Raw genomic sequence first — 22,628 nt, 5'->3', positions numbered from 1 at the left:
AGCGATACGGACCAGGGTGCCTGGGTCCGTGCCGCAGCGGAAGACCTCGCCATGGAACCTTCTGATGCGCTCGGTCGGGTTTACCGTTGCCCGCGCAGTGCGCCGGCAAGCAATACGACAACCGCGTTGTTCGCGCCTCAGTGCTGCGGGTAGCCGAAGCGCACGGCGATCAGGGTGAGCAGATCGAATTGCGCGCCGAGTACGCCGCGGTAATTGCGCCAGCGCCCGGAGGCCAACCGCGCCGGGCCGCGTGGCTCGACCAACGGGAAGCTCAGACCGAAGGCCTGTTCAAGCGCCGTCGAAATGCCCTGCGGATCGTTCTCGATGCCGTCCAGCCGGATGATCCGGTGCGGGTACAGATCGCGTTCGTGCAGCACAGCCAGTTGTTCCAGTGCGATCAGCAACCACTCGGTGGCCTGCTTTGGCGACTGCAGTGCCAGCGGCGCAGACGCGCCGGCCGAGAGCCAGTCCAGCAGCATGTCGCGCGGGTCGCGTAGCGCAATCGCCAGCCGACCCTCGGGCAGGTGCGGGCGCAGCGCGGTCAACAAGGTGTTGTCCCACCACAGCAGCCAGTCGATGACATTGCCATCGTCGATGCCGCGGCGCGGCAGTTGTGCCTTCCAGCCTTCCACCAGCGCCGTCGGTGCCAGTTCGCCGGAAGCCAGCTGTTCGAGCGTGCGGTAGCTCTGCAGCGCATCCGACGGCGGCGTGGTGCCGTAACGGTCGCCGCGCACCAGCGGGGTGGCCGTGTCCATCACCGCGATCAGGCGTTCGACATGCGAGCCGGGCATGCCCCACACAAACAGCGGGCGCGCGGTGACGGTGTCGGGGATGGTCCCCAGCGCCGGCCACTGCGTCGGCTGTTTGGTTGCCTGCGGCGGCAACGGCAACCGGTGTTGGGCCTGTTCGCGGTGGAACTGCATCCAGGTGCCCACGGCGGCATCGGGCTGCCCGGCGCGGTCCTGCACATTGCCCAACCACGGCCGCAGCACGGTCTGCTGCGGCGCAGGCAGCGATTCGATCAACGATTCGACACAGGCGATCGCCGCCGGCGGGTCGCGCTCCAGCAAGGCTTCGACAATGCGCTGCTCGCCGCTGATGCGGCCCGGCTCCACCGCCACGATCTGGCGCGCCACCATCTCCGCTGCGTCGGCATGGCCCTGCATGTCGTGCACGCGCATCAGCGCTTCCAGCGCCGGCAGGTGCTCGGGCATGGCCAGCAGCCAGCGCTCGATCACTGCCTGTGCCTGCGGCCCGCCGACCGGCTCCACCGCCAGGCGGGCCAGCCACAGGTCGTGCGCAGTGGCCGAGGTGGCCAGCGCCGCATCCAGGGTGTCGCGCGCATCGTCCACCGCGCCCAGTCGCTCCCAGGCGGTAAGCAGCGCATGCAGCGTGCGGCGGTCCGCCGGCCAGTGCGCCAGCGCCAGGCGCAGATGCGCGGCGGCTTGGTCTGGGCGACCGGCCTGCAGTTCCATCTCGCCGGCAAGCCGGCGCATGGCCGGCAGATCGCCGCCGGGCTGCTCGAGCACGCCCTGCATCGCCGCCAGCGCATCGTCCAGACGGCCCTGGCGCTGCGCCAGCTGCGCAATGAAGGCGCGTAGCGCGATGCCGGGCGGATTGAGCTCGATCACGCGCTCGAAGGCGCGCTCGGCGAACGCAAAATGCTCCTTCTGCAGATACGCAAAGCCCAGCGAAAACAACACGCGTGCATCGTCGGGCAGTTGCTCGGCGGCGCGGGTGAGCAGCGACAGCGCGCGGTCGCTTTGGCCCCGGCGCATCTCCACCACGCCATCGAGCGCCAGCAATTGCGGGTGCTCCGGCGCCAGGCGCGCGGCGGTGCGGCTGAGCCGCTCGGCCTCGTCCAGATCGCCACGTGCCACTGCCAGATGCGCCTGCATCACGTAGGCGTTGAATTGGTTGGGATCCAGCGCGGTTGTGCGCGACAGCGCGGCATCGGCGGCAGACAGATCACGTGTCGCCAGCAACGCGCCGGCGCGCAGCAGATGCAGGTCGGCATCTTCGGGCGTCAGCATCAGCGCGGTGTCGATGCTGTCCAGTGCCAGCGCCGGCTGTCCTTGTTGCTGCAGCGCCACCGCCAGCCAGCGGTGCGCGGCAACGTCGTCGGGCGCGGTGGTTGCCCACTCGCGGGCCAACGCCACTGCATCGTCGGCCGCATTGCGGCGCAGGGCTTGAAGAATGGCGTCTTGCATGGCGGCGGTGGGTCCCGGACAAACCGCTATTGTAACGATGCGCGGTGCCGCGACTCGCTGTGCCAGGAGCGCTGGCGTGTACCGCGACGCCGGCGTCTTGTGCAAGGCGTGCGTCATCGCCCTTGAACTCACATCAACCGATCGCGCCGGTCAGGCGGTTGAACGCTTGCCAACGTTCGACGCAGCACGCGTGCGCCACAGGCCACACCGAGCGCTCCAAACACCAACTGGCCCATGTGCCAGAGCGCAGCGTGCGCGCCGACGGAAACCACTCCTGCGCGTGAGCGGAACACCCTCTCTCCGGTCTGCAGATAGGTGTAGAGGCTGATCGCGCTGAAGTAGACCATCACGCAACCGACAACCACTGCTAAAACGGCGACGACGGCATCCATGTACGGATGTCGTCCCAGCATCATTCGCGAGCTGACGTCAGCCGCTCGGCCACCCAACGTTCGGCAAAGCCGTCGCCGCGGGCGTTTTCCAGAAAGCCGCAGTGGCCACCCCAGCGCGCGATTTCCAGCTGCGCATGCGCCGGCAACTGCCAGGCGGCAAAATCCTCGAACGGAATCACCGGGTCGTCTTCGGCCATCAGGATGTCGACCGGCACCTGCAGGTTGGCCAGGCGTTCGCCGGCAATCGAATAGCTGTCGAAATACGCTTCCAGCGAGCCGTGCCCGGTGTGTTTGACCGCCAGCCAGGCCATCAGCCCGCGCATGTCCAGCGCCAGGGTGGCGTCGTCGTAGCCGTGCTGGTCGGGGAACAACGCGCGCTTGCGCAGCAGCGATTCGCGCCATTTACGACGGAAATACCAGTCGTAGAACTGCGGGCCTTTTTCCAATTGCGTCATGGCGGCGGCCGGGTCCAGCAACGGGCACACCGCCGCCACGCGTGCCAGCGGCAGGCCGGCGGCGGGCGCACGTAATGCCAGCCGCAGCGCGAAATTGCCGCCCAGCGAATACCCTGCAGCCAGCAACTGCGGCGCGGGAAAGCGCCGCCACAGATCGCCTGCGGCATTGACCACTTCTTCGATGCGATCGGAGTGGAACAGATCCACATTGAGATGGTGGGTGCCGCCGTGGTCGCGGAAGTTCAGCCGGAACACTTGGTAGCCCAGGCCAAGCAGGCGCGCGGCGGTCAGGCGCATGTAATTGGAATCGGCACTGCCCTCCCAGCCGTGCAGCAACAGCACGGTGCCGCGCAGCGGCGCATCGCCGGGCGGGATGCTCATCCAGCCCTGCAGGCGCACACCATCGCCGCCATCGAGAATGTGTTCGCTGGTGACCGCGCCGCTGGCGGCGAGCAACTGGCGGCTACGGATGCGCCGCAAGGCGCTGCCGCCAAGCACCGATTGCACATGCGGATTGCGCAGCCAGCGCGGCGGCAGATAATCGGAGGCGTTCATGCGCGCATCGCACCGGTGTCGCGGCTGACCGCAGGGAAGAGGTGCGTGCGCATCGCCGGCTAGGACTCCATCGCCGCGATGATGCGTTGGCGCGAGATGTCGGCCAGTCGGCGACGGCCTTCGATATCCAGCGCGCGAATCGGCTCAAGAAAGTGCACTTCGGCCAGCCGCGACGGCTCGCCCAGCAGACGCACGATATTGGCGAAGAAACTCTCGCGCTCACCGAACGCGACCACCGCCTGCGCACTGCCGCGCACGCCGTAACGCAGCGCCACCGGCTGTACCGGCACACCGGCTTCTACCGCCGCTTGGAAGATGCGCGCATGGAACAGGCCAACCTCGGTGCCGCTGCGGGTGCGCCCTTCCGGGAACACACCGACCGGCTTGCCGCTTTGCAGACGCAGCAGCATTTCCTGCAGCACTCCGCCCATGGATTCGGTATTGCCGCGCTGATGGAAGATGGTCTGGCCCTTGGTCGCCAGCCAGCCCACCAGCGGCCAGCCGGCGATTTCGCGCTTGGCCACAAATCCCATCACGCGTTGGCTGTGCAGCATGGAGATGTCCACCCAGCTGACGTGGTTGGCCACGAACAGGGTCGCGCCCGGCAACGGCGTACCGAAGTGGCGCAGCCGGAAGCCAAACACGCGCATCAGGTTGCCCTGCCACCAGCGGATCATCAGCTCGTCGAGGGTGTCGTCGTGCCCGACGCGAATCCGTGCCAGCGGCGGCGCCATCACGCACAGCACAGTGACCGGCAGGCACAGACACACATGCAGCAACAGCAACGGCACCCGATACAGGTAACGAAGCAAACGCAACGCGCCGCCAGCATCGCGCGTGGCGTACAGGGATGACTCGCTCATTCGACGAACGGAACCGGTAACGGGGGAAGGAAGCGCAACCATTGTGACAGCAGCGTGGCTGCCGCGCAGTGCCGGCAGCGGGCGACGCTGTTCCATGCATGCCACTGCCGAGCGAGCTCAGCCATTGCCGCGCGCAACCACCGCCAGGGTCAACCGCGACACACAGACGCGTTTGCCGGCCGGGTTTTCGATGGTGATGTCCCAAACATGCGTCCTGCGCCCCACGTGCACCGCGCGCGCGGTGCCGGTCACCAGCCCCTGGGTGGCGGCGCGCAGGTGATTGGCATTGATCTCCAGCCCCACGCAGATCTGGGTCGACATATCCACGCACAGGTTGCCGGCGCTGCTGCCCAGCGTTTCGGCCAGCACCACCGAGGCGCCACCGTGCAACAGGCCATAGGGCTGCCTGGTGCGCGCATCCACCGGCATGGAGGCGCGCAGCCAATCGTCACCGGCTTCGGTAAACACGATGCCGAGATGTGCGATCAAGGTGTCACGGCTGGCGGCGTTGAGGGCAACTAGATCGACGGGTTCGCGGAAGGTCATGGGCTGGGAATCGGGAATCGGGAATCGGGAATCGGGAATCGGGAATCGGGAATCGGGAATCGGGAATCGCAAGAGCATCCACGTGCCTGGCGTGCGATGCAACGTTACAGTGCGGCTGGGTGCCAACAGCCAGCAGCGATGATGCGATGCGTTGAACAAATCCGTCTGCGACGGGTGCAACTTCTCAGCGCTGCTCTTATTACGTACCGTCTCTTAGCAACCTGCGCACATCTACGACGATCTACCGGCAATACAGCGCAACATCTTGCATCAACCTGTCTTCACCAGTGCAACGCATCAGCCGATCAAAGAATCGGCACCAGCCCGGCGCCGAAGGCGGTGAGCATGCGAACCAGCAGCCATTTCGGGCCGACATTGACCTCCGGGAAGTCGCCCACCGCTACATAGCACTTGCGGAACTGCGGGTCCTGGCGCTTGAGCGGGAACGGGCAATCCGGGCCGGGCTGGAACTGGTAATTGGTAGCGTAGCGCCACGGCCAGAAGTCCAGCACCGGCAAGGCTTCGGAGACCCTGCCCACGCTGTAGTTCAACCCGCTCAGCACCGGCGGTTTTTCGCGCGGGGCCACCGTCCAGGCATTTTCCGGAGACATATCGCGTTCGATGCTGGCGGCCAGCGCCTGCGCAAAGCGCGGGTCGTCGATCACCACGGCCGCTTCGGTGTTGTAGTTCTCGCTGCGCGGGTCGAAGTTGTGCGTGCCGATCACGCCGATCCGGCGATCCACCACCAGCGACTTGGCATGCAAGCCCATGCGCGCACCGGCGCGGGTCACCGGCAGCGGCTTGTTGACTGCGCGCGTGCCCAGGAACGAGGGCCGCGTTTCGGTACGCAGCACGCGCCGATCGACCTCGCTGCCGCCCGGTGTACGACCACTGCCACTGCTGCCGCGTAACACGCTGCCAGCACTTGCGCTTGTGTTCCCATCTGCACCGCTGCTGCCGCGCATCGCGTTGCCAGCCGCACTGCCGCCAATCAGGCGATTGTTGCGGCTGTCTTGGTTGATTTCGGAAGCAGGGTTGAGCGGATCCGGCACCAGGTTGGCGTAATCCACCGGCGCATCCAGCGGGAATGGCTTGAACTCGTACACATTGAAGCCCAGCTCGCGCATGTTGCGGCGTTTGAACTTGTACGACAGCGCATACACGATGGGATTGTCGGTGGCCGCAAGGCTATTGGTCGACACCACGATGCGCGGCGGCTGCGGGTGCGTGCGCAACGTGCGGAAGATCGCCTGCGCCTGGTCAGACAACACCAAGTACGGCGTCTGCAGCAGCACTTCCTGCTGCGCCCCGGCAATCAGGCCATCCAGTTCCGGCGCTGTGGAAACCGCCTTGGCCGCATGTTCCTTGCGGTGTTTTTGTGGCAGATCGGCCACATACAGCACGTGCTGCACCGGTATGGCCGGGGTCACGAAAGCCTCGCGTACGAATTGCGCATCGCGCGCTTCGTGATCCACCCGCGCCACCCGGTCGGGCCGGCGGAAGTTCGCTGGTGGCATCTGCGGGACGCCCTGCTCCAGCAGCACGCGCCCGACATCGTTCAACCGCTCGGCCGGCACACTGCGCCGGGCACGCCAGAACGCATCGAAACTGGCGGCCATCGCACGCACTTCCGGACCGGCCAGAATCACATCGCGGTCGCGAAAGTTGTACTCGCTGTCCCAATCGTAATAGTCGTCCTGGTAATTGCGCCCGCCAACCACGCCGAGCACGTCGTCCACCACCAGCAGCTTGTTGTGCATGCGCTGATTGAAGCGGCGGAAGCAGCACAGCACGCTGCCGGCATAGTCGAAGTAGTTGAGTTTGACCTTGCCGAAGGTGGGGTTGTAGATGCGCAGCTGCAGGTTTTCGTGACTGCTGGCCAGCGCACCGAGAATCTGCAGATCGGTGATCGCCGACAGCTGATCGATCAGGATGCGCACCTTGACGCCGCGTTGTGCGGCATCCATCAGCGCGTCCATGATCATGCGCGCACTGTCGTCCTTGTCGAAGATGTAGGTCTGCAGGTCAACGCTGCGGGTGGCGCTGCGGATCAGATTGAGCCGGGCCACCAGCGATTCTTCGCCGTGGTCAACGATTGTGGCGTAATGCCGCGGCACCGCCGGTGTGGAGGCAGTGATCGCCTCGCCGCCCAGCGCGCGCAGCGGCGACGGCTGCGCGCAGCGATTGGCCTGGGTGCAATCCACCACGGTGCTGCGTGCCGCAGCGGCGACGCCGGCGGCACGGTTGCGTTCGGTTTGCGACAGGCTGGCGCATCCGGTGCCGAGCAACAACGTTGCCAGCACGAGAACCCTCAACAGGCACTTCACGGGCGGCGCGCCTCCTGCAAGCGCCCACGCAGAATGAACGTCACCCTGTCGCCCAGGGCCATCTGCCACGCATTCATTCCGTAACGTCCACGCAGGACCGTACCTCGACTGATCACGTCGCAATCATAGCCCGGCCGGGTGCATTCGGCCGGGGCCAAGTGCAGGGTCTCGGTATGGGTGATTCCGCGGATGGTCAGGTTGCCGGTGATGTCGCCACCGCCCTTGATCACATCCTCGGTGTACGGCAGAGACTCAAATTCAACGACCGGGTACTGCGCGACATCGAAAAAATCCTCGCCCCGCATCCAGCTGGTGTAACGATCCTTGCCGGGAATCTCCACCTGGGTGGCATCCAGCCGGAATCTCACCTGCTGGCGTTTGTCGGGCAGTTTCACCACTTCACCGCGAAAACGCGGGAAAAACCCCTCGATCTTCATCCCGAAACGGGTTTTGATCTCGAACCCGAAGCGCGATTGCGCCGGGTCGATGGAATGCACCTTCTGCTGCGCCAGGCAGGGCAGCGTGACCCAGAGCGCAAGCCAGGCGAACCAGCGCAGCGACGATGACACGGATCAAGGCCACCAGAAGGCGGTCAGGCGGGCGATGCCCGGCTCGATGGTGGCGTCCAGCGGCAGGGCCATCAACGCAATCGAGGCAGTGGGCATGCCACGGTAATCGCCGGTCTGCCCGCTGTGCATCAGCGCCGCCAGCCGTTCCAGGCCAGGGTTGTGGCCGACCAGCAGCAGGCGCTCGGCCTCGCGATGTTCGTCCACCAGGCTGGCCAGGGTGCCGGGTGTGGCCTCATAGATGCGTTCGTCCAGCCGTTGTTCGATATAGCCGGTGAGCTCGAGCACCGCTTCCAGGGTTTCGCGGGCGCGCCGGGCCGGCGAGCACAGCACCCGGTCGGGCACCAGCCGCTGCTCGCGCAGCCAACGCCCGGCCGCTTCAGCCTCAGCGATGCCGTGCGGCGACAGCGGGCGATCAAAATCGGCCTGGCCGGTATCGGCCGGTTCGGCGTGGGCGTGTCGCAACAAGATCAATTCGCGCATAGGAACTTTCCGGTTCTAGGACTTCTTGAGCCACTTGAACAGCGGCTCCCAGTCCTGTTGATGGTCGCGCACCTGCGCCGAGCGGTAATCGAACAAGCTGCGTCCCAGCCCGGCCATCACTACATAGGCCTGGGTGTCGCGCAGTTGGGTCACCAGCGGGTACGGCCAGCTGCCGATCATGTCGGCGGCCTGTTGCGAGGTTTGGGTCCAGGGGCGGGCGCGATTGAGCACCAGGCCCACCGGCAGCTTGCGCTGGTGCACACGCGGCACCTTGGCGAGCGTGTTGAGAAAGCCGACCACCGCTTCGATATCCAGCGCCGAGGACAACACCGGCACCACGATGGCATCGACATGGTCGAGGAATCCGCCCAGATCGTCGGCCATCGCTCCGGCCGGCGCGTCGATGATGAGGGCATCGGTGCCGTCCGGCAGGGCTGCCTGCCAGCTGCGGCGCTTGGTGGCGTCAATCGGCAGTACCGCACTCTCCAGGCTGGCGCGGCGCTGCGCCCAGCGGGTGGACGAGCCTTGCGGATCGGCATCTGCCAGCACGGTGCGCTGGCCTTGCAACGCCGCATGCGCGGCCAGATTGGTGGCGATCGTGGTCTTGCCGACGCCGCCTTTGGAGGCGGCCACCAGAACTGTCTTCATGCACGCCTCGCTTCCGGGAGCAAGCCGGCAGCGTACACCGCGGCAAGGTGAGGAAGTAGTCGAAACCTGTTAAACGCGTTGATGTTGTATAGGCAAAGACAGCGCCGACCTCCAGCAGATGGCCGCAAACGCCTTGTGCCGCACGTGCGCAAAGCAATGGCTACACACCTCTCACCCAGCGCAAGATCATCTACACGTGTTGCCCAAATGCAGGGGTGCATTGCATGGGCGATGGCGTCGTCGCAATGCAGCATGGCAGTGGTATCGGGCCTCGCCCTTTACCCAAGGGACGGGCGCAAGCGCATGCGGGCAGCACTGCTGCTGTCCTGCTGCCTCTAGCGGATATCAGTGCCGCAGCCTTACGCCACCAACCACGCCAGCAGCCAGGCCCACGCCGGCAGCGTCAGCAACGACAACAGAATGCTGTAGCCAACCATCGCTGCAGCCAGACGTGGCGCCAGCCGGTGCGAAATGGCCAGCGCGGCGGCGGTGATCATCGTGGGCATCGCCGATTCGAGCACAGTGGTCTGCAGCATCTGCCCGTGCAGGCCGAGCGCCCAGGACAGCGGCAAGGCCAGGACCGGCATCAGCAACAGCTTGAACACCAGGCCCACGGCCAGCGGCTTGAGTTCGTCCGCAGGCAGGCGCAGCTGCAGCGAAAAACCCACCGACAGCATCACCAGCGGCAACATCGCATCGGAAAGGTTCTTGAGGCCGGAGCCAATCCAGTTCGGCGGTTGCTCGGGCATCAGCGTCAAGGCGAACAGCAGCGCCCACAAGGGCGGGAACTGCAGCACCCGCATCAGGATCAGCCGCGCGGTTGGCGGGGTATCGCCGCTGTAGCGGGCCAGCACGTACAGCCCGAACGTGGACAGCAGCACGAAGGTGCCGAACTGGTCGTAGACCACTGCATACGGCAACGCGTGATCGCCGAGCAGCGCGCGCACCATCGGAAAACCGATAAAGCTGGAGTTGGTGAACACCACGCACATCAGCAGCGCGGCGTATTCGGCGCGGCCGACGCGCAGCAGGCGGCTGCAGCCCCACAGCAACGGCACGATGATGGCGGTGAGCAACCACGGCGTGGCAATCACCCCGCCCAGCGAGGCGTCCAGATGCAGGCGCGGGACATAGGTCAGCACCGACGCCGGCAGGCAGATGTACAGCACGATGCGGTTGAGCACATCGGCGCTGTTGTCCGGCAATACCCGCAGGCGGGCGAACAACAGGCCCAGCCCCAACATGGCCAGAATCAAGGCAAATGCATCTACCGCCATGTGTGATCGTGTCCGTTGGAAAGCGATGCACAGGATCGCATAGCGTGCGTGGCGCGCATCGTTGAATCTGTTGGCTTGGCTGATGCGAGGCGCACGCCACCCAAGCTGCGGTCACCGCGAAGCTCCAACGGCATTGTTTGGCTATGCGGAAGCCAGCATATCGAAGGCGCGGTGCCCTTATCGCTCCAGCCAGTTAGTTGGACAAGCGCATCCTTGCAACGTGTCTGGCGATGCTTAGCGGACAAGGCCCTGCAGCAGACCCACAGCGTCGAGTGCGCGGTGGCCTCACGCTCGCGGGACGCGCCTTGAACCCGTCCATGGGGGACCGATGGCGGCGAGGACACCGCACTAGACAGTTGGTCGGTGGATTTATAGAAGCTGCTCATGGTGCGGAGGCAGTACGGCTTCGCGCTTGGACGCTGCAAGCTGGCCGCGCTTGTTTACATAGCTAGCAAGCGCCACCTGTCGCCCGCACTCACACACCGACCATCTCAATTGGTCCTTGCCCGCTCACCGTCGCGGGACCCTTGGCGGCATGGATGCAGCCACGGAGCTTACAGGGACGTACTTGCAGCGTGCCCTGCGATGGTAGGCGGCAAGGGCCCTGCAGAAAGCTGCAGACCAATGCGCTGCATCTCACGCATCGACCTCACAATGTCAGGAAGCCAAAGTTCTCAGCCGTGATTGCGCGATCAGGCGCAGACCTGATCAGCCTTTCACTGAGCTAGCGGATCGACGTTACCAACCTTCGCTGCAGGTAAGCGGCAGGCAACGCACCAGATCGATAGCGAGCGATCAGGTACACGGCAACCCGTCGATCCGGTGCACAACCCGCGCTGCAGGAGATCCCCGCAGCGCGGCAAGGCGGTTACGGAAACGCGGGCGGCTTGGCCTGCCAGGCGGCAAAGACCTCGGCCAGGGTGGCGCGCTCTGCTTCGCGCCATTCCGGCAAAAGGGTTGCGTAGTTGGCGGTGCTGCTCCAAAGGTCGGGCCAGGTGCGCACGGCTGCCGCATACCACTCGACCGCCTCCTGCTTGCGCCCTGTGCGCCAGAGCGCGAGTGCAGCCGTCGTCGGCAACCAGGCCGCCGTCGCCGGACGGCCGTTGGCCAGGTTGGCCCACTGCTGCAGCGCCTTGTCAGGCTGGTCGGCACGCAGCAGATCCCATCCGTAGTTCCAGGTAATGGCCCGGTACTGCTGACTGCCGTTGGAGACCAGCGCCAGCGCGCCTTGGTAGAGCTCATCACCTAACTGCGTGCGCCCGCCGGCGTAGGCCAGCGACGCCAGCTGCGCGCGCGGATCGGCCGCACGGGCATCACGCTGCACCATCGCCGCAAGCCGATCGACGACTGCATCGCCCTGGCCTTGTACGGCGACCACGGCCTTGGTTGTGCTGCGGTCTTCGTCGAAATAGAACTCTTTGGGCTTGGGCAGGCTCTGCGCCTGCGCCAACGACCACACCCCTCCGAGCAGGGCCAGAGCGGCACACGCGTATTTCCTTTTCACTGTATTTTCCCCTGACAGCAAACGACTCCTTCCCGTCCCCATCCTACCTGCAGCGCGTCGGCTGCGCATCCGCACGGGGACGGGTGCGTGAAAGCTGACTGTTACACTTTGCGCCGCCGTTTTGGAATCCGTCGGGTGCGTCAGATAGTTTTAGATGACGCGCACCGGGGCCCAGCCACCTTTCCGGGCACGCCATGACCAGTACCGCTGCGCTTTCTTCTCCCGACTCTGCCAACACGCCGGAGCTCGGCCAGGTGGATACGGATTACACGCTGGACCACAAGTACACGCGCACCGATGGGCGCATCTATCTGTCTGGTGTGCAGGCGCTGGTGCGGCTGCCGCTGCTGCAGCGGCTGCGCGATGACGCCGCCGGGCTGCAAACCGCCGGCTTCATCAGTGGCTATCGTGGCAGCCCGCTCGGCGGGCTGGACCTGGAACTGTGGCGTGCGCGCAAACACCTGGACGCGGCCAAGGTCACGTTCACTCCCGGCCTCAACGAGGACCTGGCCGCCACCATGGTGTGGGGCACCCAGCAGACCAACCTGTTCCCCGGCGCGAAAGTGCAGGGCGTGTACGGCATGTGGTACGGCAAAGGCCCGGGCGTGGACCGCAGCGGCGACGTGTTCAAGCACGGCAATGCCGCCGGGACTTCTCCCTTCGGCGGCGTGCTGGCGCTGGCCGCCGACGACCATGCGTGCCGCAGCTCGACCCTGCCGCATGGGTCGGAAGAGGAATTCGTCAGCGCGATGATGCCCATCCTCAACCCCGCCGGGGTGCAGGACATCCTGGACATGGGCCTGCTGGGCTGGGCGATGAGCCGCTACACCGGGCGCTGGATCGGCTTCAAGACGATTGCCGAAACGGTGGAATCGTCCGCGTCGGTGGACATCGATCCGTTCGCACGCACGATCGTGCTGCCGGAGGATTTCGCACTGCCGCCGGGCGGTTTGAGCATCCGTTGGCCAGACCCGCCGGTAGATCAGGAGATGCGCCTGCACCGGTATGCGATTGCCGCAGCGCAAGCCTTTGCACGCGCAAACCACATCGACAAGGTGGTGCTGGATTCGCCGCACGCGCGCTTGGGCATCGTGACCACCGGCAAGAGCTATCTGGACGTGCTGCAGGCGCTGGAATACCTGGGCCTGGACGCGCAGGCTTGCGCGCAGATCGGCATCCGCGTGTACAAGGTCGGCATGAGCTGGCCGCTGGAGCCGGTGGGCATCAGCGCATTTGCGCAGGGTCTGGAAGACATTGTGGTGGTGGAAGAGAAAAAGGCTTTCATCGAGCGCCAGATGAAGGAGCTGTTCTACAACTGGCCGGTCAGTGCCGGCGCGCGGCCGAGCATTGTCGGCAAGTACGATGAGCAGGGCGCGTGGATCCTGCCCTCCACCGGCGAGCTGACGCCGGCAACCATTGCGGGGGTGATCGCCAGGCGCATCCAGCCCCTGCTGCAATCGAGCACGATCAATACCGATTCGATCGAACAGCGTCTGCGCTGGATGGATGCCAAGGAAGCGGAAATGGCCTTGCCGCGCGCGCAATTCCCGCGCGTGCCGCATTACTGCTCGGGCTGTCCGCACAACACCTCCACCGCAGTGCCGGAAGGCTCGCGCGCGCTGGGCGGTATCGGTTGCCACTACATGGTGACCTGGATGAATCGCGCCACCGACACCTTCACCCACATGGGCGGCGAAGGCGTGACATGGTCGGGGCAAGCGCCGTTCACCGATACCCCGCATGTGTTCCAGAACCTGGGCGATGGCACCTATTTCCACAGTGGCTCGTTGGCGATCCGGCAGTCGGTCGCCACCGGGGTCAACATCACCTACAAGATTCTCTACAACGATGCGGTGGCGATGACCGGCGGCCAGCCGGTGGACGGCACGCTCACCGTGCCGGACATCGCGCATCAACTGCGCGCCGAAGGCATCCACGACATTGCGGTGGTCAGCGACGACATCGGCAAGTGGACGCGGCGACGCGACCTGTTTCCTGCCGAGGTCGCGTTTCACGATCGTGCTGAGCTGGATGCGGTGCAGCAGCATCTGCGCACCGCCAAAGGCGTGTCGATCCTGATCTTCGACCAGACCTGCGCCACCGAAAAACGCCGCCGTCGCAAGCGCGGCAAACTGATCGATCCGCCCAAGCGCGTGATGATCAATTCGCTGGTGTGCGAAGGATGCGGCGATTGCGGCGAGAAAAGTTTCTGCGTGTCGGTGTTGCCGAAAGAAACCGAATTCGGGCGCAAGCGGCAGATCGATCAATCCAATTGCAACAAGGATTATTCCTGCGTTTCTGGCTTCTGCCCGAGCTTTGTCACTGTGCATGGCGGCGCGCCGCGCAAGGGTAAGCGGCGCGATGCCAGCACGCTGCTGGACACGCTTCCCTCACCGCCCAAGCGCACCTCGCTGGAGCAGCCCTGGAATATTTTGATCACCGGCGTCGGCGGCACCGGCGTGGTGACGATCGGCGCGCTGCTCGGCATGGCCGGGCATCTGGAAGGCAAGGGCGCCACGGTGCTGGACCAGACCGGCCTGGCGCAAAAGGGCGGTGCGGTGACCACGCATATCCGCATCGCACGCCAGCCTGACGACATCCACGCCGTGCGCATCGCTGCCGGCGAAGCCGACCTGGTACTGGGTTGCGACATGGTGGTGGTCAACGATTATTGGGTGCTGTCCAAGGTGCGCGACGGCCGCACCCAGGTGGTGCTCAACACCTACGAAGCCATGCCAGGCAGCTTCACCACGCAACCGGATCTGCAGTTTCCCGCTGCCGAGATCATCGCCGGTGTGCGCACCGCACTCGGTGGCAAGGAGCCGTTGTTGCTGGATGCCACGCAGCTGGCAACTGGATTGCTGGGCGATGCCATCGCCAGCAATCTGTTCGTGCTCGGCTACGCTTGGCAACACGGGTTGGTGCCGTTGTCGCATGCCGCATTGATGCGTGCAATCGAGCTCAATGGCGCGGCCGTTGCGATGAATCAGCAGGCATTTGCCTGGGGCCGCTTGGCTGCGATCGATCTGCCGGCGGTGCAACGCGCCGCGGGTCTGGCCGGCACCGACGCGCCTGCATACCTGCACGGCGACATACCGCAAGCGCGCGACCCAGGCAGCTGGGAAGAGCACGACCTTAGCGGTCAGGGCGCACCGCGTGCGCTGGCGCAGACCGATGGCAGCACGCTGCATGGCGAAGTCGCTGCACCGGCCGATCCGCTCGACGACGAGCAGCTGGCGCAATCGCTGGACGACGCCATCGCGCGTCGCGTTGGGTTCTTGACCGACTACCAGGATGCCGCCTATGCGCAGCGTTATCGCAGCCTGGTCGAACGCGTGCGCACACACGAGCTGCAGCGCGTGCCTGGCAGCAGCGCACTCACCGAGGCGGTGGCGCGTTACGCCTTCAAGCTGATGGCCTACAAGGACGAATACGAAGTGGCGCGGCTCTACACGCGTGGCGACTTCCAGCGCCGGTTGCAGCAGCAGTTCGAAGGCGACTACACGCTGCGCTTCCATCTGGCACCGCCGTTGCTGGCGAAGAAAGATGCGCACGGCAACCTGATCAAACGCGAATACGGGCCGTGGATGTTCACTGCCTTCAAACTACTGGCGCGGTTGAAGTTCCTGCGTGGCGGCAAGCTAGACGTATTCGGCTACAGCCAAGAGCGGCGTGGCGAGCGCCAGTTGATTGCCGATTACAGTGCAACGGTCGAGATGCTCCTGGAACGTCTGGATGCCGATACCGTCGGCCTGGCAGCGCAGATTGCCAGCATTCCGGAACATATCCGTGGCTATGGCCACGTCAAACATGCGCATCTGCAGGAAGCCAAGGCGCGCGAAACCGCGCTGCTGGCGCAGTGGCGCAATCCGAAGGCGTTGCATGTGGTGCAGGCGGCCTGAGGCCGCGCTCGGCGAGCGTTTTAGCGCGGACGGTTGCGACTTTTTCTGATGAGGAGGTGGCCTTTTCGCCGCTTTGCTGTTTGCTTTATCGGGGCAAGGCGAGAGGCAGGTAAACCGTTGCGTCGTTCGGATGTACTCAATGATTGGAGCAAAGCGTGCTGAATCGAGCGAGCGGCGCCCTCGCCGCTCGCGGGACACGCCGTAAACCCGTCCATGGGGCTCGATGGCCGCATCCATGCCGCCAACGGTCCCGCAAGCGGCAAGGACACCGCACCAGGTTATTGGTCGGCGGCTCAAAGGAGTAGCTCGCCATACGAGGGCGGCACGACTTCGCGCTCGGGCGCTGCAAGCTGACCGCGTCTATTCCATAGAGCGAACTTCGCTGGTTGCCTGCACTGGAGCTTACAAGGACGTACTTGCAGCGTGTCCTGCGATGGTGGGCGGACAAGGGCCCTGCAGCCAAGCTTCAGATCGACCGATCTTCGACCAGCGGGTCGAGATCATCTGCTCTGCAATGGATCAATGCGAAGTCGTCCTATCGGGACCTGAGTGCGCAGGCCGAACCTCAACCGAAACGCGGCCCGCGCATCAGGCGAATCGGCCCGCGAACATCAGGCAATTGCACTGTTCTGCCTTGCTGGGTGACACGAATGACACCAGCACATGCGGCCGCTGCGGCCACCGCACGCACTTGCGGCATCAGGTTGCGCCACACGGCAGCGTCATCGCTCAATGCGCGCGCCACTTCGGAGGGGCAGATCGATTGCTCAGGCTGCCGTTGCGCAAGCAAATGCCGGATCAGCGCGGCAATTTGCGCATCATCGGGCGGCTGCACGCCTGCCCCGGGTGATCACAGTGGACGCAGAAGGCGCAGGCCGAACCAATCCTTGGCATCGTTCCAGCCATGCGTGACCTTGAGCCCGGCTGCGGCAGCCAGGTCGGCAAAGCGCGCGTCGGTGTATTTGTAGCTGTATTCGACCTGCATCGCTTCGCCTTCGGCAAAGTCAACGTCCTTGCCGCCGACCTGCACGCGCTGTGCACGTTGGCTGATCAGGAAGGTTTCGATGCGGCCGCGCTCACGTGCATACACCGCGTGGTGACGAAAGCCGTCCAGATCGAAATTGCTGCCGATCTCGCGGTTGAGCCGCGCCAGCAGGTTCAGGGTGAACTCGGCGGTGACACCGGCCGCATCGTTGTAGGCGGCTTCGATCAGCCCGGCATCCTTGTCCAGATCGATGCCGATCAGCGCGCAGCCGTCGCTGCCCATGGTCTGGCGCATCGCATCCAGCAATTCGATCGCCGCAGCGTCGGTGAAGTTGCCCAACGTGGAGCCGGGAAAGAACACCACGTGGCGCCGCGCCGGGCGCTGCGCATCGGGCAGACGCAACGGCTTGGTGAAGTCGGTGCACACCGGCAACATCTGGATCTTTGGAAATTGCTGGGTCAGCCGCGCGGTGCTTTCCAGCAGCGCGGTGCGCGAGATTTCCAGCGGCGTGTAGGCCACCACATCGCGCAGGCCCTGCAACAGTAATTCGGTCTTGCGGCCGCTGCCGCTGCCGTATTCGACCACATGTACGCCGGCACTGATCGCCTGCGCGATCGAGGCCATGCTGGCTTCCAGCAAACTCAGTTCGGTGCTAGTGAGGTAATACTCCGGCTGCTGCGTGATGGCTTCGAACAACTGCGAGCCGCGCGCATCGTAAAAATATTTCGACGGCAGCGTCTTGGGGGTTTGCGACAGACCCGCCGATGCGTCGGCGGTGATGTCGTCCGGCTGTGGGCGCAGGTCGGTCAGCGCAGCGTGCGCGCGTTGCATGGCATGGGCGGCGGCGTTCAAGGCAGATCCTTGGCAAGGCGCACGCCGGCAAATTGCCAACGTGCATCGGAGGGGAAAAAGTTGCGGTAACTGACACGCAGGTGGCTGGCTGGGCTAGCGCAACTGCCGCCACGCAGCACCCACTGCGCATTCATGAATTTGCCGTTGTATTCGCCCAGCGAACCGGGCCATGGCGTAAAGCCTGGATACGGCAGGTACGCACTGCCGGTCCACTCCCAGACATCGCCGAACAGCTGCTGGATACCGGTGTCGACTGCTTCAGCGCCGCGCGGATGCAATGCATCGCTGTCGACGAAATTGCCCTGCACCGACACGCCTGCAGCGGCCTGTTCCCACTCGGCTTCGGTGGGCAGGCGCGCGCCGGCCCAGCGTGCGAACGCATCGGCTTCGAACAAACTCAGATGGCAGACCGGCGCATGCGGATCGCGCGTGCGCCAACCGTCCAGCGTGAACTCGCGGCCATCGGCATCCCAGTACAAGGGATGTTGCCAACCTTGCGCCTGCACCATCGCCCAGCCATCGCTGAGCCAGGCACCGGCGCTGCGATAACCGCCGGCATCGATGAATTCCTGGAACTCGGCGTTCGTCGCGACGCGGCTTGCCAGCGCATGTGCACCGACCAGCACGCGGTGGCGCGGCGATTCGTTGTCGTAGGCAAAGGTGTCCGATTGCGGCCATGCTGCGGCCCCCATCTCGACGATCTGTTCGTCGCGCGCATGCCAGCGCAGCGTACTTGCCACAGCCGCGGGCGGCGTTGCCGCCTCACGATAGGCCGGCTGCAGCGGGTTACTCCACAACGCATGTTTGATGTCGGTAAGCAGCAACTCCTGATGCTGCTGCTCGTGCTGGATGCCGAGCTGCACGATGGTGCAAGCCTGCGCATCGAGCAGGCCATCGCGCAGGCGCTGCTGCATCTGTGCATCGACCGCAGCGCGGTAATGGCGCACCTGCTGCAACGAGGGGCGCGACAGCACCCCGCGCCGCGCGCGCGCATGCATCGGGCCCACGCTCTGGTAGTAGCTGTTGAACAGGAAATCCCAGGACGGGTCGAACACGCGGTACGCCGGGTCGGCTTGCAATACGAAGCGTTCGAAAAACCAGGTGGTATGCGCCAGATGCCATTTGCTCGGGCTCGCATCGGGCATGCTCTGCACCATCGCGTCTTCGGCGCTCAAGGGTGCGGCGAGACGATCGCTCAGCGCGCGGGTCTGCGCGTAGCGTTCCAGCAGCGTCAACTGCTGTTGCTGGTGGTGGCCCAGCAGAGGGGAGAGTGCAGACATCCCCATATGCTTGGGGAGCGCCCGTGAACGTGCCGTGTCGGCAGCGTGGCAGCCAGCGGTAAGCTGTTGGAATGTCATCGCCTTCTCTGTCCAGCACGCTTCCCACTCCCCTCGATTGGAGCCAGCGCCATCACGCATTTGCGCTGCCTGCCGAGGTCACTTATCTGGATGCAGCATCGCGCGGTCCATTGTTACGCGCCGTGCAGACGGTGGCGCACCAGGCGGTCGATGCGATGGCCGCGCCGTGGCGGTTGCCATTCGATACATGGTTACAGCAGATCGAGCAATTGCGCGTGCTTGCCGCCGCGCTGTTCGACGGCGATGCCCACGCGGTGGCGATGGTGCCATCCGCTGCGCATGGCTTGGCGACAGCCGCACGCAATCTGCCCGTACAACCCGGCGACGCAGTGCTGGTGCTGGAAGGGCAATTCCCTTCAAATCTGTTGATCTGGCAGCGCCGCTGCGCAGAGGCCGGTGCGCATCTTGTGGAGGTCTCCACGGGCACCGATGGCAGCTTGACCGATGCAGTGCTGCAAACCATTGCCGAGACCCCTGCGCTGCGTATCGCAAGCTTGCCGCATGCGTACTGGCTGGACGGGCGGGCGCTGGATCTGGACCGCATCAGCGCCGCCGTGCACGCGCGCGGGGCAGCGCTGGTGCTGGATCTGAGCCAAAGCCTGGGCGTGTTGCCGCCTGATCTACCGCGCTGGCAACCGGATTTCGTGGTCAGCGTCGGGCACAAATGGTTGCTCGGGCCGATGGGGTTGGCGTGGCTCTGGGTGGCACCGCAGTGGCGCACAGACGGGCTGCCGATCGAAGAACACTGGATCGGCCGCGATGCCGGCAGCAGCTGGGAATTTCCGATTGCCACCGCGCCGCTGTATCGCAGCGGTGCACGGCGATTCGATGCCGGCGGAGTTGCCGATCCGCTACGGATCGCGATGGCCACAGTGGCATTGCAGCAGATCAATGCGTGGCAGCCGGTGCGTATCGCGGACACGTTGGGGGCATTGACCACGCACTGGGACGCGGCCTTGCAGGCGCGTGGTCTAGGCAGCTGGTGCACGCCTGGTCATGCACCGCATCTCACTGCGCTGCGGCCACCGGCAGCTGCGTTGGACGCAGTGGCGACCCTATTCGGCACGCTCGGCGTGATCTGCACCCGGCGGCACGGACGCTTGCGGATCGCGCCGCATTTGAGCGTCACCGACGAGGCGTTGTCACGGGTGATTGCAGCGCTCCCGGGTAGGTGAGCGAGGCGCGCTAGCGTTGAATAACACGCATCTGGCGTATGTTGCCCGGCATGCGTAGCAGCGAACGCACGCGATGAGGCATTACCGATAGAGCTTCATCGCGCGCCAGCGCGCTCTGACCGGTGATGATTCCGCGCAATTGTTGGTGGTAACAGCGATGCAGTGCCCAGGACCTTTAGCAAGCCCACTGGCCCAGCCTTTCTAGGAGCGGGCTCGTCCGCGAAGGGCATTCGTGCCCATGTCCATCACACCTGCGGCCACCGATGCCCACAGCACGTCACTGCCGCTGACTCATCCGCAACCCACGCGGCGTTACCCAGCGCTCCAGTCCTTCGAACACCGCCTGCACCAACAGCGCGAGCACGGCGGCGGGAATGGCGCCTTCCAGAATCAAGCCAATATCGTCCAGGCGGATACCGGTGAGAATCGGTTGGCCGTAGCCGCCTGCGCCGATCAGCGCGCCCAGCGTGGCGGTGCCAACGTTGATCACCGCGGCGGTCTGGATGCCGGCCACAATCGTGCGGCGGGCCAGCGGCAGTTCCACACGCCACAGGCGTGTCCACGCCGGTAACCCAATGGCATGCGCGGTCTGACGCAGCTCGCGCGGGATTGAGGTCAGCCCGGCATGGGTGTTGCGCACGATCGGCAGCAGGCTATATAGAAACAGCGCAGCAATCGCTGGTTTTGCGCCGATCCCGAACACCGGAATCATGAAAACGAACACTGCCAGCGACGGCAGCGTCTGCAGCACACCGGTCAACGACAACACCACCTGCCCCAGACGTGGACGCCGTGCTGCCAGCACGCCCAGCGGTAGCGCAAGCAGCAACGCCAGCCCTAACGAACTGCCGACCAACGCCAGATGCTCGCGCGTATGCACAAGCAACCGCGTCACACGCGAGTCCGTTTCAGAGGCCGGCGTGACGCCCAACCAATGCGCGGCAACCGCCGCTTCGGACTGCCGCTCCAGTTTTACCTGTGCGTTGAGCCGCTGCATGGTGGCTTCATCGATGCGTCCTTGCAGCCCCTGCAATGCCTGCAACATCGCCGCCGAGCGTTGCGCCAGATCCTTGCGATACAGAAAAATCGCCTGGTAGTCCGGGAAATAATGCTGGTCGTCGCGCAGCACCTGCAGTTGGTAATACGGAATTTCCGCATCGGTGCTGTACAGGTCGGTAACTTCGATCGCGCCACTCTGCAGCGCGCGATAGGCCAGGTCATGATCCAGCCCAGTCGCGCTCTGCGGTAACGCGTACGCCGCACGCACACCCGGCCAGCCATCGGCACGCTGCATGAATTCATTGCTCAAACCGATCTTGAGCGTGGGATGCCGTGCCAGATCCGACAACGCGGCGATGCCCAACGCCTGCGCACGTTCGCGCTTCATCCCGAACGCGTAGGTATTCTGGAAACCCAGCGAATCGGTCATCGCCAGCCCGCGCGCGTCGAGTGCGGCGCGCAGTTCGGCTTGATTGGCGTTGGGTAGTTGCAGCAGTTCCTGCGCCAGCGTGCCGGTGTATTCGGCATACGCATCGATCTGTCCGGTCTCCAGCGCGCGCCACAGAATGCGCGTGCCACCGAGCTGAGCGCGGTGCTGGACATCCACACCGTCGCGCTTGCCGGCGGCGGTGGCGATTTCTCCCAGGATCACCGCTTCGGTGAAGTTCTTCGAACCGATGGTGACTTGCGCGGCCTGCACGCCGAGGCTGCAGATCAGCAACACCACGGCGATGAGCGCGCGCGCCATCATGCGGCATCGCCAATGCTGCGCTGCGCGGTGAGAAAGCGCTGCACGAACGCATCGGCTGGTTGCTCCAGCAAGTCGCGCGCACTGCCCTGCTGCACGACGCGGCCAGCGCGCATCAGCACCAGGCTATCGGCCAGATAGGCGGCTTCGGCGACGTCATGCGTCACCAGCACCACGGTCTTGCCCAGCTGCGCAAACAGTTCGCGCATCTGCGCCTGCAGGTCGTAGCGCACGATGGGGTCGAGCGCGCCGAGCGGTTCGTCCAGCAACAAGGCCGGCGGGTCCAGCATCAGCGCACGAATCAGTCCGACACGCTGGCGCTGACCACCGGAGAGTTCGGCCGGGTAACGCACCAGCAAGTCCGCTGGCAGTTGGCACAGCGCGCATAGCGTCTCCAAGCGCGCGGTGATGCGCTCACGCGTCCAGCCCAGCGTCTGTGCCAGCAAGCTCACGTTGCTACGCGCGTCCAGATGCGGAAACAAGCCGCCCTCCTGGATCACGTAGCCGATGCGCTGCCGCTGCGCCTGCAGGTTGGCGCGCTGCAACGGCCTGCCGTCGAAGGCGACCGTGCCGCTGTCCGGCCATTCCAGCCCGACCAGCATGCGCACCACGGTGGATTTGCCGGCGCCGCTGGGGCCAATCAATGCAGTTGTGACGCCGCTGGCGAACGTCAGCGTGACCGCGTCGAGCGCGGTGGCTTGGCCGTAGCGGCGGCTGACCTGATCGAGAGTGAACATGCGGCCGAGCTTGCCGAACGCAGCGTCAGACGCGCGCGAAGGCGCG

18 protein-coding genes are annotated in these 22,628 nt (G+C 65.1%); 2 read left to right on the top strand and 16 right to left on the bottom strand.

All coding sequences use genetic code 11. The features are described 5' to 3' along the window. Positions 1-137: 137 nt before the first annotated feature. The 11 genes from NX05_RS11935 to NX05_RS11885 form a co-directional block, all read right to left on the bottom strand. A complete protein-coding gene (locus tag NX05_RS11935; protein WP_039432138.1) occupies positions 138-2,210 on the bottom strand; it encodes a tetratricopeptide repeat protein in 2,073 nt (690 codons plus the stop codon). Between the two features lie 128 nt (positions 2,211-2,338). Further along, positions 2,339-2,602, bottom strand: coding sequence for a hypothetical protein (locus NX05_RS11930; RefSeq protein ID WP_017116166.1), 264 nt, complete (start codon positions 2,600-2,602; stop codon positions 2,339-2,341). A gap of 20 nt (positions 2,603-2,622) precedes the next feature. Continuing rightward, positions 2,623-3,612 (bottom strand): YheT family hydrolase, encoded by a 990-nt coding sequence (locus NX05_RS11925; RefSeq protein WP_039432136.1) that lies wholly within the window; start codon positions 3,610-3,612, stop codon positions 2,623-2,625. A 59-nt stretch (positions 3,613-3,671) separates the two neighbouring features. Further along, on the bottom strand, positions 3,672-4,571 hold the full coding sequence (locus NX05_RS11920; RefSeq protein WP_172645702.1) for a lysophospholipid acyltransferase family protein: 900 nt from the start codon (positions 4,569-4,571) through the stop codon (positions 3,672-3,674). 21 nt (positions 4,572-4,592) lie between these two features. Then, positions 4,593-5,021, bottom strand: coding sequence for a hotdog fold thioesterase (locus NX05_RS11915; protein ID WP_039432133.1), 429 nt, complete (start codon positions 5,019-5,021; stop codon positions 4,593-4,595). A 305-nt stretch (positions 5,022-5,326) separates the two neighbouring features. After that, positions 5,327-7,348, bottom strand: a complete 2,022-nt coding sequence (locus NX05_RS11910; protein ID WP_039432131.1) for a phospholipase D family protein — start codon at positions 7,346-7,348, stop codon at positions 5,327-5,329. After that, a complete protein-coding gene (locus NX05_RS11905; RefSeq protein ID WP_039432130.1) occupies positions 7,345-7,917 on the bottom strand; it encodes a YceI family protein in 573 nt (190 codons plus the stop codon). Before NX05_RS11905 ends, NX05_RS11910 begins: the two co-directional genes overlap by 4 nt. Positions 7,918-7,920: 3 nt before the next feature. Continuing rightward, positions 7,921-8,397, bottom strand: a complete 477-nt coding sequence (locus NX05_RS11900; protein WP_017116160.1) for a SixA phosphatase family protein — start codon at positions 8,395-8,397, stop codon at positions 7,921-7,923. Between the two features lie 15 nt (positions 8,398-8,412). Beyond that, a complete protein-coding gene (locus NX05_RS11895; protein ID WP_039432127.1) occupies positions 8,413-9,045 on the bottom strand; it encodes a ParA family protein in 633 nt (210 codons plus the stop codon). Positions 9,046-9,404: 359 nt separating this feature from the next. Continuing rightward, complete coding sequence (locus NX05_RS11890) at positions 9,405-10,322, bottom strand: AEC family transporter (RefSeq protein ID WP_010370693.1); 918 nt, start codon at positions 10,320-10,322, stop codon at positions 9,405-9,407. 868 nt (positions 10,323-11,190) lie between these two features. Then, entirely contained in the window at positions 11,191-11,826 is a 636-nt protein-coding gene (locus tag NX05_RS11885) for a tetratricopeptide repeat protein (RefSeq protein ID WP_039432125.1), read from the bottom strand. A 194-nt stretch (positions 11,827-12,020) separates the two neighbouring features. Here NX05_RS11885 and NX05_RS11880 point away from each other — a divergent pair, with 194 nt between their 5' ends. After that, complete coding sequence (locus tag NX05_RS11880; RefSeq protein ID WP_039432123.1) at positions 12,021-15,728, top strand: indolepyruvate ferredoxin oxidoreductase family protein; 3,708 nt, start codon at positions 12,021-12,023, stop codon at positions 15,726-15,728. Positions 15,729-16,293: 565 nt separating this feature from the next. Here the strand turns inward: NX05_RS11880 and NX05_RS11875 are convergent. The 3 genes from NX05_RS11875 to egtB are packed head-to-tail and all read right to left on the bottom strand — an operon-like array spanning position 16,294 to position 18,851. After that, positions 16,294-16,563 (bottom strand): DUF3253 domain-containing protein, encoded by a 270-nt coding sequence (locus NX05_RS11875; RefSeq protein WP_010370703.1) that lies wholly within the window; start codon positions 16,561-16,563, stop codon positions 16,294-16,296. Positions 16,564-16,578: 15 nt separating this feature from the next. Then, positions 16,579-17,565: an L-histidine N(alpha)-methyltransferase gene (gene egtD, locus NX05_RS11870; RefSeq protein WP_039432121.1), complete on the bottom strand. Its 987-nt coding sequence runs from the start codon at positions 17,563-17,565 to the stop codon at positions 16,579-16,581. After that, positions 17,562-18,851 carry an ergothioneine biosynthesis protein EgtB gene (gene egtB / locus NX05_RS11865; RefSeq protein WP_017113554.1) on the bottom strand — a complete coding sequence of 430 codons (1,290 nt, stop codon included), beginning with the start codon at positions 18,849-18,851 and terminating at the stop codon, positions 17,562-17,564. Before egtB ends, egtD begins: the two co-directional genes overlap by 4 nt. A 65-nt stretch (positions 18,852-18,916) precedes the next feature. Between egtB and NX05_RS11860 the strand changes: the two genes are divergently transcribed. Further along, positions 18,917-20,098, top strand: coding sequence for an aminotransferase class V-fold PLP-dependent enzyme (locus NX05_RS11860; protein WP_039432119.1), 1,182 nt, complete (start codon positions 18,917-18,919; stop codon positions 20,096-20,098). Between the two features lie 277 nt (positions 20,099-20,375). Here the strand turns inward: NX05_RS11860 and NX05_RS11855 are convergent, their stop codons facing one another. Beyond that, on the bottom strand, positions 20,376-21,848 hold the full coding sequence (locus NX05_RS11855) for an ABC transporter permease/substrate-binding protein (RefSeq protein ID WP_039432117.1): 1,473 nt from the start codon (positions 21,846-21,848) through the stop codon (positions 20,376-20,378). Then, positions 21,845-22,582, bottom strand: coding sequence for an ATP-binding cassette domain-containing protein (locus NX05_RS11850; protein WP_039432115.1), 738 nt, complete (start codon positions 22,580-22,582; stop codon positions 21,845-21,847). The genes NX05_RS11855 and NX05_RS11850 overlap by 4 nt, the downstream gene beginning before the upstream one ends. Between the last annotated feature and the right edge of the window lie 46 nt (positions 22,583-22,628).

It is taken from the genome of Xanthomonas vasicola, assembly GCF_000772705.2.
Lineage (GTDB): Bacteria > Pseudomonadota > Gammaproteobacteria > Xanthomonadales > Xanthomonadaceae > Xanthomonas > Xanthomonas vasicola.
Note: the sequence above shows the minus strand (reverse complement) of the source record. Positions and strands in the feature narration are given on the sequence as shown.

Bases quoted from the DNA above. Each gene is read 5' to 3' on its own strand.
- NX05_RS11890 (WP_010370693.1), bottom strand. From the start codon at position 10,322: ATGGCGGTAGATGCATTTGCCTTGATTCTGGCCATGTTGGGGCTGGGC.
- NX05_RS11920 (WP_172645702.1), bottom strand. From the start codon at position 4,571: ATGGAACAGCGTCGCCCGCTGCCGGCACTGCGCGGCAGCCACGCTGCT.
- NX05_RS11935 (WP_039432138.1), bottom strand. From the start codon at position 2,210: ATGCAAGACGCCATTCTTCAAGCCCTGCGCCGCAATGCGGCCGACGAT.
- NX05_RS11895 (WP_039432127.1), bottom strand. From the start codon at position 9,045: ATGAAGACAGTTCTGGTGGCCGCCTCCAAAGGCGGCGTCGGCAAGACC.
- NX05_RS11930 (WP_017116166.1), bottom strand. From the start codon at position 2,602: ATGGATGCCGTCGTCGCCGTTTTAGCAGTGGTTGTCGGTTGCGTGATG.
- NX05_RS11925 (WP_039432136.1), bottom strand. From the start codon at position 3,612: ATGAACGCCTCCGATTATCTGCCGCCGCGCTGGCTGCGCAATCCGCAT.
- egtB (WP_017113554.1), bottom strand. From the start codon at position 18,851: ATGGGGATGTCTGCACTCTCCCCTCTGCTGGGCCACCACCAGCAACAG.
- NX05_RS11900 (WP_017116160.1), bottom strand. From the start codon at position 8,397: ATGCGCGAATTGATCTTGTTGCGACACGCCCACGCCGAACCGGCCGAT.
- NX05_RS11880 (WP_039432123.1), top strand. From the start codon at position 12,021: ATGACCAGTACCGCTGCGCTTTCTTCTCCCGACTCTGCCAACACGCCG.
- NX05_RS11850 (WP_039432115.1), bottom strand. From the start codon at position 22,582: ATGTTCACTCTCGATCAGGTCAGCCGCCGCTACGGCCAAGCCACCGCG.
- NX05_RS11855 (WP_039432117.1), bottom strand. From the start codon at position 21,848: ATGATGGCGCGCGCGCTCATCGCCGTGGTGTTGCTGATCTGCAGCCTC.
- NX05_RS11860 (WP_039432119.1), top strand. From the start codon at position 18,917: ATGTCATCGCCTTCTCTGTCCAGCACGCTTCCCACTCCCCTCGATTGG.
- NX05_RS11915 (WP_039432133.1), bottom strand. From the start codon at position 5,021: ATGACCTTCCGCGAACCCGTCGATCTAGTTGCCCTCAACGCCGCCAGC.